The following is a 12,534-nucleotide window of genomic DNA, read 5'->3' as shown; positions in this document are numbered from 1 at the left end:
GAATCGCCGCCACGTAGGGTGTTCAGTTGTGTTCGAGGACTCTTTCGACCCCGCGATGCTGCGCTACCACGGCGACGTCGAGGCACACCCTGGCATGCTGGACTTCGCGGTCAATGTCCAGGGCCTGGCCCCGCCGCCCTGGCTGCGTGACCGGCTCGCCGCCCGGCTCGCCGACCTCGGCCGCTACCCCAGCGCCGTCGACGACCAGGTCGCCCGCATCGCCGTCGCCGCCCGCCACGGCCGCACCCCCGAGGAAGTCCTGCTGCTGGCGGGCGCCGCCGAGGGCTTCGCGCTGCTGCCCCGCCTGGCTCCGCGCCTGGCGGCCGTCGTCCACCCGTCCTTCACCGAACCCGAGCTGGCCCTGCGCGAGGCGGACATCCCGGTCACCAGGGTGATCCTGAAACCGCCCTATGCCCTGGACCCGGCGCTGGTACCCGAGGACGCCGATCTCGTCGTCCTGGGCAACCCCACCAATCCCACCTCGGTCCTGCACGCCGCCGACACCATCAAGGCCCTGCGCCGCCCCGGCCGGATCCTCGTCGTCGACGAAGCCTTCGCCGACGCCGTCATCGATCCCGGGACAGCGGCTCGATCCGACCGGCAGCGGCAGCCGGTCGACCCCTTCGATACCGAGCAGGCTAGTGACCAGCCCACTACGCGCGGTGGCGCCAACCCTGCACGCGGCGTGCTGACCCTGGACGACCTCAGCGCCGAGGATCTGGCGGTGGTGGCGGCGTTCACGGACCGGATGGCTTCGCCCGATCGTGACGGACCGGTCCAGGTCAGTACCTCCCGGACGGAATTGCCCTTTCCATTCGGCGGGTCACCGAGCGCGGCCGAGCCGGAATCGCTGGCCGGGCTCCGCGCCCCCGATGTGCTCGTGCTGCGCAGTCTCACCAAGACCTGGGCGCTGGCCGGACTGCGCTGCGGCTACGTCCTCGGCGCTCCCGAGGTGCTGGCCCGGCTGCGCCACGGCCGCCCGCACTGGCCGCTGGGGACCCTGCAACTCGAGGCGATCAGCGCGACCGCCGAACCCGCCGCCGTCGCCGAGTCCCGGCGACACGCCCACCGCATCGCCACCGACCGGGTCGCCATGATCGAGCGGCTGCGCGCTATCGGCATCGACGTGCACACTCCGGCCAGCGGCCCGTTCCTGCTGATCCGGGTGCGCGATGGGGAGTTGGTACGCAAGCGACTCGCCGATCGCGGCATCGCGGTACGCCGCGCCGACACGTTCCCCGGTCTCGGCCCGGATCATCTGCGGGTCGCGGTGCGCGGTAGCGCGGCCGTGGACCAGTTGGTCGATGCCCTGCGGGCAGCGCTGTGGTGAGTACGCGGCTGGGCGGGGACACACCGGCCCCGATGACCGATCCCCGTGGCGGTGTAGCGTGCGGCGCACAGGCCGTGTCGGCCCCGTCGAATATGCCCGTCGTGCGCCGGGTCCGACGCGTCGCACGATGACAGAGAATTCCGTGGAGCGAAGGAGCCTTCGGTGACCGACCTGGCCGAACTGATCGGGGTACTCGACGCGGCGTACCCGCCGGGACTGGCCGAATCGTGGGATTCGGTCGGGCTGGTCTGCGGTGACCCGGCCCAGGAGGTCAGCAAGGTGGTCTTCGCCGTCGACGCCACCGCCGCCGTGGTCGACGAGGCGATCGCCTGGGGCGCACAGGCTTTGGTGGTCCACCATCCGCTGCTGCTGCGCGGTGTCGACACCGTCGCCGCCGACACACCCAAGGGCGCGCTGCTGCACCGGCTCATCCGCGCCGGTTGCGCGCTGTTCTCCGCGCACACCAACGCCGACTCCGCCGATCCCGGCGTCTCCGATGCCCTCGCCGCCGCCGTCGGACTCACCGTCACCGGCCCGCTGGACCCCAAACCGATGACCCCCGTGGACAAGTGGGTGATCCAGGTACCCCGGACCCACACCGCCGCGTTGATGTCGGCGCTGTTCACCGCGGGTGCGGGCGCGATCGGCGACTACCGCGAAGCCGCCTGGTACACCACGGGCACCGGCCAGTTCCGGCCGGTCGCCGGCGCGCATCCGGCCATCGGCGCGGTCGGCACCGTGGAGACCGTCACCGAGGACGCCGTCGAGGTGGTCGCGCCCCCGACCTCGCGACCGGCGGTGCTGGCCGCCCTGCGCGCGGCGCACCCCTACGAGGAACCGGCCTATCACGTCACCGAACGCGCGCCGCTGCCGTCCGCGCTCGGTATCGGCCGCATCGGCGAACTGCCCGCACCGGAAACCCTGCGTGCCTTCACCGAGCGGGTCGGCGCCGCCCTGCCTCGCACGGTCTGGGGTGTGCGCGCCGCCGGTGACCCCGATCGTCTCGTCCAGCGCGTGGCGGTGTGCGGCGGTGCGGGTGACTCGTACCTGAATGCCGCGATCCGTGCGGGCGTCGACGTCTATCTCACCGCCGACCTGCGCCATCACCCCGTCGACGAGCATCTGCGCCGCGGTGGCCCGGCCATCGTCGACGCCGCGCACTGGGCCACCGAATTCCCGTGGTGCGGTCAGGCCGAACAGGTCGTGCGGGCGGCTTTGCCGGGCCTGACCACTCGGGTCTCGACCCTGCGCACAGACCCGTGGACGGTCACCGGCTGATCGACCGCACCACTCGGACAAACGCTCACCACCGGGACTGATTCAGCCCCGACCAGGCGCGGGCGAACTCCGGGTGGACCCGGAGGGTGACCGAGCTCGCGTCCGGAGCCAGCGACGCGGTGAGGTAGCGGTCGAGGCCGGTGAACACCGGCCCGTGGAAGTGCGCCGCGAGGAAGATGAAGAAGAACCCGAGGATCGCGGCGAGATAGGCGTAGACCGACGGGACGGTGAGCATCAGCCCGATACCGATGGTCATGGGCGCGAGGGCGCACATCCAGAAGACGATCTCCATTCTGGTCCGTGTGTCGGCTTGCCGCGCGCACTCCGCGCACGCCGGCCACTGCGCCCTGATCAACGCGGTCGGTTCGTTGCAGTCGGTGACGAGCGACCCGAACAGGTCCTTCTTCACCACCTCCAGCAGCAGCCGCGCGACGCCTTCCTGCCGGTAGGAGCCCGGCTTGCCCCAGAACCGGAGGTTCTCGTCCTTCGGCCCCGTCGCCGGGCCGCCGTGCACGGGACACACGGGCGGTAGCTGCACGGCGGGCACCAGCTGGAGCTGCCGCGCTTCGGCATGCTGGTCGAGGATGCGCGGGCGCAGCGGCAGGACCAGGTCGGTGGGATTCGATGCAGTCACATCAGGTTGGACGCATCCCGGACCCGTTCGGTTCCCTCGCCGGCCGGACTTCCAGGTCCTGGCATGACCATGCCCGCCGGCGCGGTACGGTTGACCAACCCATCCGTCCACAGTGCTCAGGAGTTCGTGCGCGTTGAATGTCGAACCGTCGGTCCAGTCCAAGCTGTTGCAGCTCGCCGCCGTCGATGCCGAGCTGACGCGGATCGCCCATCGCCGGACGGCGCTGCCCGAGCAACAGGAAGTGGCCAGGCTGGCGGCCGAACGCAACGGCTACAAAGACGCCGCCGTCGCGGTGGAGATCGGCATCGACGACCTGGACCGCGACATCCGCAAGCTCGAGGGTGAGGTCGAGGCGGTTCGCAAGCGCGAGGACCGTGACCGCGGCATGCTCACCGCGGGCACCGTCGCCGCCAAGCAGCTCGCCGAGATCCAGCACGAACTGGGCAGCCTGGAGCGCCGCCGCTCGGTACTCGAGGACGAACTGCTGACCGTGATGGAGCAGCGCGAGGCGATGGCCGCCGACCACGACCACGCCGGCGCGCGGCTGAGCAAGGCCGAGCAGGACCTGGCCGACGCCGAACGCCTGCGCGACGAGGCGATGGCCGATCTGGCCGTGGCCCAGCAGCGTTGCGACACCGACCGGGAGGGTCTGGTCGGGCTGTTCCCGGACGAACTGCTCGCCGTCTACGACAAGCAGCGCGCCGCCCACGGCGTCGGCGCCGCCCTGCTGCAGGCCCGCCGCTGCGGCGCCTGCCGGATCGAGATCGATCGCGGCGAGATGCAGCGCATCGCCAAGGCCGCGCCCGACGCGGTGCTGCGCTGCCCCGAGTGCAGCGCGATCATGGTGCGTACCAAGGAATCCGGGCTATGATCGGCGCGCGCCGGTGAGCGTGCACGAGGTCCTCGTCGAAGCCGACGGCGGTTCGCGCGGCAATCCGGGCCCGGCCGGCTACGGCGCGGTGGTGTTCGACGCCGACCACGCGCGGGTGCTCGCCGAACGCAAGGAATTCCTCGGCGCCACCACCAACAATGTCGCCGAATACCGTGGCCTGATCGCCGGATTGGCCGCCGCGGCCGAACTGGGCGCGCGGGTCGTCGCGGTGCGGATGGATTCCAAACTGGTCGTCGAGCAGATGTCGGGACGCTGGAAAGTCAAGCACCCCTCGATGATTCCGCTCGCCGAACAGGCGCGCTCGCTCGTCGCCGGGTTCGACCGGGTGAGCTTCACCTGGATTCCCCGTGCGCAGAACTCCCATGCCGACCGGCTGGCCAACGAAGCCATGGACGACGGCGCGCTGACCGGCACCGTGCGCGCGGCCGTCGCCGCCGGGCACACCCCGGCCGACGCGGTCGCCGTACCGGAGACCCCGGCGAAAACCCCTGGAACCCAGCCGGTGTGGACCGCGCCGGGCTGGACCGGCGCCGTCGGCGCGCCGACCCGGCTGCTGCTGCTGCGGCACGGCCAGACCGAGCTGTCGGTGCAGCGCCGCTACTCCGGCCGCGGCAACCCGCCGCTGACCGAACTCGGCCGCGACCAGGCCGGGCGGGCCGCGAAAATGCTGGCCGCCAAGGGAAACATCGCCGCCGTGGTGAGTTCACCGTTGCAGCGCGCCAGGTCGACAGCCGAAGCCGCCGCCACCGCCCTCGATGTGCCGTTGCGCATCCTGGACGGGCTCATCGAGACCGATTTCGGCGACTGGGAAGGGCTCACCTTCGCCGAAGCGGCGCAACAGGATCCGCAGCGCCATGCCGCCTGGCTGGGCGACCCGGCACTGCCCGCGCCCGGCGGCGAGAGCTTCGATCAGGTCCGCGAACGCATCGAAGAGGTCCGCCGCGACCTCGTCGCGCTGTACCCCGGGCAGAACATCGTGGTGGTCAGTCACGTCACCCCGATCAAGACCCTGCTGCAACTGGCGCTGGGCGTCGGCCCGTCGCTGCTGTACCGCCTGCACCTGGATCTGGCCTCGCTGTGCATCGCCGAGTTCTATCCCGACGGCGGATCCTCGGTGCGGCTGGTCAACGACACCTCGTACCTGGCGAGTTAGCCCGCCCGTACCCCCGCACGGTACGGTCGGCCCGGTTTCACGGCCGGCGTAACGAACACGCCTCCGCGCCCGAAAGGTTCACGGGCACGCGGACTACCGTGGCCAGGGAGAAAGGTACTTGATGAGGTTTCTACGGATGGCGGCATTCGCGGCGGCCATCGCGGGGGCGTTCACCGCATCCGCTGGTGCGGGCAGCGTATCGGCCGATCCGAGCGTGGTGCTCGGTGCGGCCTCGGGCATCGTCTTCGACAACGACTCCGGCTGCTCGCTGACCGCCATCGGCCACGACAGCGCGGGCCGGCTGGTCGGCATCACCGCCGGGCACTGCGCATCGACCGGTGCCAGGGTCGGCGCCGAACAGGCGCTGCACGCGGGGGTGATCGGCACCGTCGCCTACTCCGACGACGGTGAATACCTGGACTTCGCGGTGCTGCAGCTCGACGCCGCCAAGGTCATCCCGGTGCGCACCATCGGCCAGACCACCGTCGCCGGTATCGGCGCCGCGCCCGGCCCCGGTGCCACGGTGTGCTCGGACGGCCGGACCAGTGGCCGCAGCTGCGGCGTGGTGTGGGGTGAGCTCGAAGGCACCTCGATCAACCAGTACTGCTCGCAGCCCGGCGATTCCGGCGGCCCCGTCGTCGTCGGCGACCAGCTGGTCGGCATGAACCAGGGCAGGCTCGTCGGACTCGGCCCGGTCGACTTCGACATCCCGTGCACCGGCGGCGCCAACCCGATCCACTCGCCCGCCTACTTCCAGCCCATCCAGGTCATCCTCGACGCGCTCAACCGCGCGGGCGGCGTCGGCGCGGGCTTCCAGCCCGTCTGATCCCGGCCCGGCCCGACAGGGGCGCATCGCCACCCGGCGGTGCGCCCCTGCGCCGTCACGGGCGCAGGATCGAGACCAGGAAGTCGGTCTGGTCGCGCACGACCTGTTCGAAGACGTCGTCGAAGTAGACGTCGAAATGGCCGACCGGGTACTGCTTGACCACCGCGTGCTTGGTGCGTTCGGCGGCCTTGCGGGTGGGCGCGGGCGGGGCGATCGAATCGTTCTCGGCGATGGCGTAGAACACCGGCACCTTCACGCTCTTGGCCTTGCGGCCCGGCGCGTCGAACAGGGTCGAGAAGGCCACGCGTGCCGAGACTTTCGGCTCGTAGGTGGCGCTCTCCTCGGCCAGCCGGCCGAAACCCTCCGGCACGTCCGAAGCGCTCATCAACGCCGCCGAGCGTTTGCGCCCGGCCAGCCGGATACCCACCGGCTTGCGCCGGATCGGCCCGACGAGCAGATCGGTGAACGCGATCGTGGCGACCTTGGTGAGGCTGATCGGGCCCTTGGCCATCGACGAGGCCCAGCCGCTGGTGAACGGCACCTGCGCCACCACCGCGGCGATGTAGTCGTCCTCGGGCGCCACCGCGAGCACGTGCCCGCCGCCGAACGAGGTGCCCCACAACGCGATCCGGGTGGCGTCGAAGCCACGGATACTGCGTGCGTAGGCGATCGCGGCCTTCCAGTCCTGCCGCTGACGAGCGATGTGCAACAGCTGGCGTGGTGCGCCCTCACTGCCCCCGAAATGCCGGTAGTCGAACGCCAGCACCCCCATCCCCGCCGCGACGAACCGCCGCGCATACCGATCCAACCCCATCTCGCGGGTTGCCCCCAGCCCGTGTCCCATGATCACCAACGGTCGCGGCCGGGGCGCGCCGTCGGGCAGGTACAACCAGGCAGCGCACTGCTGGTCACCCGAGGGGAAACTGACGTCGACACGTTCCATGAGAGATAACCGTACTGCGTATTCCGGCGGCGCTCTCGGGCCCTCCGTGGTTACGCGGGCTGCCTCCTGCGGGCCGTGAGTTCGCACCGCAGGTACTCTGTACGAGCGGACGAGTCGGCCGGGCGACCGCGGCGAAGGGAACGGGCATTTTCAATGCTGCTGCCCGGCGCCGAGGAAAGTCCGGACTCCACAGAGCAGGGCGGTTGTCAACGGCAACCCGGGGTGACCCGCGGGACAGTGCCACAGAAAACAAACCGCCGCACGCGAGTGCGGTAAGGGTGAAACGGTGCGGTAAGAGCGCACCAGCGCCCCGGGTGACCGGGGCGGCTAGGTAAACCCCGCCCGGAGCAAGGTCGAAGGTCGCACCGCACGGTGCGGCTGCGCAGGTGTTCGAGGGCTGCTCGCCCGAGCCTGCGGGTGGACCGCTCGAGGCACCCGGCGACGGTGTGTCCAGATGGATGGTCGCCCCCCGGTGCGAACCGGGGACAGGATCCGGCTTACAGGCCGGCTCGTCCGCCCGCCAACCGGTATCAGCACATCCGGGTGGCCATTTCGTAGATCGCCTGCGCCTCTTCGGTGCTCGCGGCGGTCGCGCCGTTCGTCGCGTTGCGCACGATCCCGGCGACGACATCGTCGGTGGACTTGCCTGCCGCGATATCGCCGCAGGTCTGCCCCAGCACTCCGCGCAACGCGGCGTCATCGCGCCCCTCGCTCAGCTTCGGGAACGCGTTGCGGTAGCTGACCACGAACATCGCGGCCTTGCTCGCGTCGACCTGGACGGTCGGGGCGGCGGAGGTGGCCGCGGAATCGGCGGCGGCGGAATCGTCGCCGCAGCCGGCCAGGAGCACGGCGACGACGGTGGCACTGGCCGCGAGGGCGGCGGTTGTTCTACTCACGCGCGCAGATGCTAGCCGCCCGGAAAACGCGTCGCCTCCCGTCCGGTGAACGGGAGGCGACAGGTCGTGACTGAGGAATACGCGACCTAGGTGGGGTTGATCATCAGCACCTGGGCCCAGTAGGCGGCCTGGTCCGGGCCGAGAATCGGCAAGAGGTAATCGAAGATCAGCGACGACATACGCTCGGAACTCCCATGTATCGAGGTGGGTGCCGCACGGCCCGGCGACTGCCGGGTGTGCCGCCGACACAGTAACAATCGCCGGCAGGGGAATGTCGGTCCGGTGAAAATGCCGGGAACTCGCCGCCGGGCGTGAGCGAGGTCATAGAGTGTTCGCCGTCGGCCCGGCTCGCCGCCGATCGTGGCGAGTCCAACACATTCGATCGCGGAAGCAGGTCACATTTACATGCGGGTAGTTCGTTCCATTGTCGCCGGTGCACTGATCGCCGGAGCTGCTGCGGTGTCCACCGCGCTGGGTGCCGGCTCGGCCAGCGCAATCGCGGTGACCCCGCTCGCCGGCGGGGTCCAGGTCGACCTGAGCCCGGCTGACACCGCCTGGGTGCACCAGACCCGGTTCGGCCTGACCGTCGCCGGTCTGCCGCACCCCTCGGCCGCCTCGTTCGGCCAGGCGCTCGACGCGGCCGCGACCGTGTCCTCGGCCGTGCCCAACGGCCGGGTCACCTTCACCGTGTACGGCCCCCTCGACCAGCTCAACGGCACCATGCTGGCACTGCAGTAACAGTCGTTACCCTGCAAGGATGGAACTCCATCCGCGGATCGTCTCGGCGCCGGTCGACTTCGGCGCCATCCGTTCCGAATTCGGGCTGGCCTCGGACTATCCGGCCGAGGCCGGCTCCGACGCCCGCGACGCGGTCGACGCGTTCGCGGGCACCAGGGCCGACCGGACCGACATCGAGTTCGTGACCATCGACCCGCCCGGCGCCATGGATCTGGACCAGGCGCTGCACATCGCCCGCACCGCGACCGGGTTCACCCTGCATTACGCGATCGCCGACCTCGGCGCCGTGATCGTGCCCGGCAGCGCCCTCGCCCGCGAATCCGGTACGCGCGGCCAGACTTTCTACCTTCCCGACGGCAGCGTGCCGCTGCATCCGCCGGTGCTGTCCGAGGACGCCGCCAGCCTGCTGCCCGACCGCGATCGCCCCGCCGCGCTGTGGACCATCGACCTCGACGAAGCCGCGGTGCCCCGGTCGTTCACCGTCAGCCGCGCGCTGGTGCGCTCCCGGCACCGATTCGACTACGCCCAGGTCCAGGCCGCCGCCGACGCGGGCACCCTGCATCCCGCGATCGCCGCGCTGCCCGAATTCGGCGCCCTGCGCATGGAACAGGGACTCGACCAGGGCGCCATCTCGCTGCGCCTGCCCGCCCAGGACGTCGTGCGCGACGGCGACCACTGGCGTCTGGACCTGGAACCACGCACCGCCGCCGACGACTGGAACGAACAGGTCTCCCTGCTGACCGGCATGTGCGCGGCCCAGATCATGCTGCGCCACCGGGAAACCCCCACCGGCCTGCTGCGCACCATGCCCCCGCCGCCACCGTCGGCGATCGACTCGATGCGCCGCACCGCCGCCGCCCTCGGCATCGACTGGCCCGCCGACCTCCCCGTCGGCCGCCTGCTGGCCGGTCTCGACGCCAACACCCCCGCCGCCCTGGTCCTGATGTCGGAAGCCACCACCCTGCTGCGCGGCGCCGGCTACACCCTGCTCGCCGACCTCGACGACCCCGCCCCGGACCAGCTGACCCACAGCGCGATCGGCGCGCCCTACGCCCACGTGACCGCCCCGCTGCGCCGCCTCGCGGACCGCTTCACCACCGAGATCTGCCTGTCCCACTGCGCGGGCGTCCCGGTGCCCGCCTGGGTACTGGACGGACTCGCCGCTGCGGCCGAGACGATGAAGCGCACCGACACGGTCGCCAGCAAGATCGACCGCGCCTGCGTCGACCTGACCGAGGCGACCGTCCTCGCACCGCGCGTGGGTACCGAGTTCGCTGCGGTCGTCCTGCGCGAGGCGAACGGATCGCGCGGGGCGGAGATCTTCGTGGCCGAACCGCCGATCCTGGCGCGGTGTGCGGGCGAGCCGCCCGAAGGCGCCCAGGTCCCGGTGCGCCTGGCCGTCGCCGACCCACCGACCCGGCGGATCGAGTTCGAGTACCTCGGCGCCCCGTGACCCGCTCCTGGTGCCGAGATCAGCCATCTGCGGAATCGGACGGGTCAGGCGGTGCCGGTGATGAAGGCCGCGGCGGCGGGGTAGCGGGCGAGGGCCCGGCCGGCGGCGGCCTCCTCGGTGTCGGCGAGGAGTTCGAAGAGGGTGGCGGCGCCGGGTGTCGTGGCCGCCGCGGCCAGGATCGCCTCCCGGGATTCGACGGCGTCGCGGTGATCGCCGAGGACGGTCTGCAGGCGCTTGGCGCGGGCGCCCAGGTCGGTGGCCTGCTCGCCGAGGACGGTACTCGCGGCCTCGCAGGAATACCGTAAACGCTTGGCGCTCTTACGGATATCGTGCAGCAGCTCGACGCGATCGGCGGGGGTGGCGGTCGGCTCGGACAGGACGAGGCGGCGCGCACGGGTGCGGTCGCGGCGCAGCACGCGGTCGAAGGCGGTGGCCGCATCGGAGCTCGCCGCCGTGGCCGCGAGCGGGGGATCGGTGCGCCAGGTGGTGAGCACCTCGGCCAGCTCGCGGTAGCGCGGTTCGTCGAGGGCGGTGAGGATCTCGGCGTGGGCGGTGGCGTAGACATGGCGGGAGGCGCCGACCAGGGCCCGGACCACCTCGACGGGCACCTCGTCGTAGCCGCGCAGCAGATCCTTGAAACGCGCGGCCCGCACCTCGGCGTCGCGGGCCACACCGAGCAGATCGGCCAGCCACTTCAGCTCGGTGAGGGTGGCCGCGGTCTGCTCGGCGTCGAACAGGCGGCGGTAGGAACGCAGCACACTGCGCAATCGCCGGGTGGCCACGCGCATCTGGTGGACCGAGTCCTCGACGTCGGCGCGCACGTCGGGCTCGGCGGCCAGCAGCCGATCGATGTCCTCGCGCAGCGCGGCGACGAGGGCAGTGGCGGCTGTCGGCCTCATGAGTCAGTCTCGCTTCCCGAACGTGTCGGTCGCCGCCACCAGGTGGTGGGTGATGCCGGGCTCGTGCGCGGTATGGCCCGCGTCCTCGACGATGTGCAGGGTCGAGGCAGGCCAGGCGGTGTGCAGGTCCCAGGCGCTCACCGCGGGGCACACGATGTCATGGCGGCCCTGCACGATCACTCCGGGGATGTCGGCGATCCGATCGATGTCACGCAGCAACTGTGCCTCGTCGAGGAATCCGCCGTGCCGGAAATAGTGGTTTTCGATCCGCGCGAAGGCCAGCGCGAAGCGCGCTTCACCGGTCTCGGCGATCCGATCGGGTTGTGGCAGCAGCGAACTCGTTGCACCCTCCCAGGTCGACCAGGCCACCGCGGCTTCGAGGGCGACCTGCGGATCGGGGGAGTGCAGCAGGCGGTGATAGGCCTCGACGAGATCGCCGTCGCGCTCGGCCACCGGAACCGGCGCGAGGAACTTCGCCCACTCGGTCGGGTACACATTGCCCGCCGCGCCGTTGTAGTACCAGTCGATCTCCTTGCGCCGCAACAGGAAGATGCCGCGCAGCACCAGCTCGGTGACCCGCCCGGGATGGGCCTGCGCGTAGGCCAGCCCGAGGGTGGAACCCCACGAGCCACCGAACACCTGCCAGCGCTCGACGCCGAGGTGTGCGCGCAGCAGTTCCATGTCCGCGATCAGGTGCGCGGTGGTGTTGGTGTCGAGGCTCGCGCCATCGGCGATGTGCGGCACCGACTTTCCGCACCCGCGCTGATCGAAGAGCACGATCCGGTACACCGCCGGATCGAAGAATCGCCGCTGCAACGGGCCGGTGCCACCGCCGGGCCCACCGTGCACGAACACCACCGGCTTGCCCCGCGGATTGCCGCTGACCTCCCAGTACACCGACTGGCCGTCGCCGACCTCGAGCAACCCGTCTTCGAACGGCTCGATCTCCGGGTAGAGGGCGCGCATCAGAAAGCCAGTCCCGCAGCGAGATTCGGCAGTTCGAGGGCGGTCAGCGCCTCGGTGCGCACGTCGGCGCAGGACGCGGTGGTCACCCGGTCGACGATCGCCTTGTCGGCGAGCACCTGCGCGTTGATCCCGCCGTTGCGCAGCGCCCATTCGTGCACCATCGCATTGAGCGAGAACCGGCCGAGTGTCGGACCCTGCACGCGGAAGTTCGACAGCTCGGGCCGGATCAGATCGCACAGCTGAGCGGCCGCGGCATCACTGATCACCACCTCACCCGGTTTGCTCACCGTGGTGGTGGGGGCGACCGAGGAGGTGGAGCCTGCCGCGCCGCTCGACTCGGGTTCGGTACCGCCGCAGGCGGTCAGGGCCAGGACGGCGAGCGCTGCGGTCAGTGAAACGGCAGCTCGGGAAATCCCACGGCGATGCATCGATACCTCATGACTGGTCGGCGATATTCGCCATCGAGTCTGCCAGGTCTCTTGGAGCGCTGGCGCGCTCGAGGTCGCGGCCCCTTGGGGGCCGCCGA

Annotated in this window: 13 protein-coding genes and 1 other RNA gene; 8 read left to right on the top strand and 6 right to left on the bottom strand. The window is 71.0% G+C overall.

All coding sequences use genetic code 11. The features are described 5' to 3' along the window. The first annotated feature begins 28 nt into the window (after positions 1 to 28). Positions 29 to 1,330, top strand: coding sequence for a pyridoxal phosphate-dependent aminotransferase (locus ACFXK0_RS22380; RefSeq protein ID WP_379412574.1), 1,302 nt, complete (start codon positions 29 to 31; stop codon positions 1,328 to 1,330). Positions 1,331 to 1,492: 162 nt separating this feature from the next. Then, positions 1,493 to 2,608, top strand: coding sequence for a Nif3-like dinuclear metal center hexameric protein (locus ACFXK0_RS22375; RefSeq protein WP_379412572.1), 1,116 nt, complete (start codon positions 1,493 to 1,495; stop codon positions 2,606 to 2,608). 25 nt (positions 2,609 to 2,633) lie between these two features. Here ACFXK0_RS22375 and ACFXK0_RS22370 read toward each other — a convergent pair whose 3' ends face one another. Then, positions 2,634 to 3,242: a hypothetical protein gene (locus ACFXK0_RS22370; protein ID WP_379412571.1), complete on the bottom strand. Its 609-nt coding sequence runs from the start codon at positions 3,240 to 3,242 to the stop codon at positions 2,634 to 2,636. A 133-nt stretch (positions 3,243 to 3,375) separates the two neighbouring features. Between ACFXK0_RS22370 and ACFXK0_RS22365 the strand changes: the two genes are divergently transcribed. From ACFXK0_RS22365 to ACFXK0_RS22355, 3 genes are all read left to right on the top strand, one after another. After that, positions 3,376 to 4,113 (top strand): zinc ribbon domain-containing protein, encoded by a 738-nt coding sequence (locus ACFXK0_RS22365; RefSeq protein ID WP_379412570.1) that lies wholly within the window; start codon positions 3,376 to 3,378, stop codon positions 4,111 to 4,113. A gap of 19 nt (positions 4,114 to 4,132) precedes the next feature. Next, a complete protein-coding gene (locus ACFXK0_RS22360) occupies positions 4,133 to 5,287 on the top strand; it encodes a bifunctional RNase H/acid phosphatase (RefSeq protein WP_379412671.1) in 1,155 nt (384 codons plus the stop codon). Between the two features lie 136 nt (positions 5,288 to 5,423). Then, on the top strand, positions 5,424 to 6,113 hold the full coding sequence (locus tag ACFXK0_RS22355; protein WP_379412569.1) for a S1 family peptidase: 690 nt from the start codon (positions 5,424 to 5,426) through the stop codon (positions 6,111 to 6,113). Between the two features lie 55 nt (positions 6,114 to 6,168). On the opposite strand, the gene ACFXK0_RS22350 is transcribed toward ACFXK0_RS22355, so the two are convergent. Then, positions 6,169 to 7,056, bottom strand: a complete 888-nt coding sequence (locus tag ACFXK0_RS22350; RefSeq protein WP_379412568.1) for an alpha/beta hydrolase — start codon at positions 7,054 to 7,056, stop codon at positions 6,169 to 6,171. A gap of 110 nt (positions 7,057 to 7,166) precedes the next feature. Here ACFXK0_RS22350 and rnpB point away from each other — a divergent pair. Next, an RNA gene (gene rnpB / locus ACFXK0_RS22345) (RNase P RNA component class A) lies at positions 7,167 to 7,572 on the top strand. Between the two features lie 14 nt (positions 7,573 to 7,586). Here the strand turns inward: rnpB and ACFXK0_RS22340 are convergent. After that, positions 7,587 to 7,952 carry a hypothetical protein gene (locus tag ACFXK0_RS22340; RefSeq protein ID WP_379412567.1) on the bottom strand — a complete coding sequence of 122 codons (366 nt, stop codon included), beginning with the start codon at positions 7,950 to 7,952 and terminating at the stop codon, positions 7,587 to 7,589. Between the two features lie 405 nt (positions 7,953 to 8,357). On the opposite strand from ACFXK0_RS22340, the gene ACFXK0_RS22335 reads away from it, so the two are divergent. Both ACFXK0_RS22335 and ACFXK0_RS22330 read left to right on the top strand, forming a co-directional pair. Then, positions 8,358 to 8,690, top strand: coding sequence for a hypothetical protein (locus ACFXK0_RS22335; RefSeq protein WP_379412566.1), 333 nt, complete (start codon positions 8,358 to 8,360; stop codon positions 8,688 to 8,690). 19 nt (positions 8,691 to 8,709) lie between these two features. Next, positions 8,710 to 10,143, top strand: a complete 1,434-nt coding sequence (locus tag ACFXK0_RS22330; RefSeq protein WP_379412565.1) for an RNB domain-containing ribonuclease — start codon at positions 8,710 to 8,712, stop codon at positions 10,141 to 10,143. Between the two features lie 44 nt (positions 10,144 to 10,187). Here ACFXK0_RS22330 and ACFXK0_RS22325 read toward each other — a convergent pair whose 3' ends face one another. Genes ACFXK0_RS22325 through ACFXK0_RS22315 form a run of 3 tightly spaced genes read right to left on the bottom strand, consistent with a single transcriptional unit; the run spans position 10,188 to position 12,436 of the window. Further along, positions 10,188 to 11,042, bottom strand: a complete 855-nt coding sequence (locus tag ACFXK0_RS22325; protein ID WP_379412564.1) for a CHAD domain-containing protein — start codon at positions 11,040 to 11,042, stop codon at positions 10,188 to 10,190. Between the two features lie 3 nt (positions 11,043 to 11,045). Beyond that, positions 11,046 to 12,008, bottom strand: coding sequence for a prolyl aminopeptidase (gene pip / locus ACFXK0_RS22320; protein WP_379412563.1), 963 nt, complete (start codon positions 12,006 to 12,008; stop codon positions 11,046 to 11,048). Beyond that, positions 12,008 to 12,436 (bottom strand): hypothetical protein, encoded by a 429-nt coding sequence (locus ACFXK0_RS22315; protein ID WP_379412562.1) that lies wholly within the window; start codon positions 12,434 to 12,436, stop codon positions 12,008 to 12,010. The genes pip and ACFXK0_RS22315 overlap by 1 nt, the downstream gene beginning before the upstream one ends. Positions 12,437 to 12,534 lie beyond the last annotated feature (98 nt).

This window comes from Nocardia sp. NPDC059177, from assembly GCF_042755165.1.
Classification (GTDB): Bacteria; Actinomycetota; Actinomycetes; order Mycobacteriales; family Mycobacteriaceae; genus Nocardia.
The sequence above is the reverse complement of the archived record's forward strand: the minus strand, read 5'-3'. Positions and strand labels throughout refer to the sequence as shown.

What these genes read in the sequence shown, in the direction of transcription:
- ACFXK0_RS22325 (WP_379412564.1), bottom strand. Translation starts at nt 11,042, where the DNA reads ATGAGGCCGACAGCCGCCACTGCCCTCGTCGCCGCGCTGCGCGAGGAC.
- ACFXK0_RS22335 (WP_379412566.1), top strand. Translation starts at nt 8,358, where the DNA reads ATGCGGGTAGTTCGTTCCATTGTCGCCGGTGCACTGATCGCCGGAGCT.
- ACFXK0_RS22350 (WP_379412568.1), bottom strand. Translation starts at nt 7,056, where the DNA reads ATGGAACGTGTCGACGTCAGTTTCCCCTCGGGTGACCAGCAGTGCGCT.
- ACFXK0_RS22355 (WP_379412569.1), top strand. Translation starts at nt 5,424, where the DNA reads ATGGCGGCATTCGCGGCGGCCATCGCGGGGGCGTTCACCGCATCCGCT.
- pip (WP_379412563.1), bottom strand. Translation starts at nt 12,008, where the DNA reads ATGCGCGCCCTCTACCCGGAGATCGAGCCGTTCGAAGACGGGTTGCTC.
- ACFXK0_RS22330 (WP_379412565.1), top strand. Translation starts at nt 8,710, where the DNA reads ATGGAACTCCATCCGCGGATCGTCTCGGCGCCGGTCGACTTCGGCGCC.
- ACFXK0_RS22315 (WP_379412562.1), bottom strand. Translation starts at nt 12,436, where the DNA reads ATGCATCGCCGTGGGATTTCCCGAGCTGCCGTTTCACTGACCGCAGCG.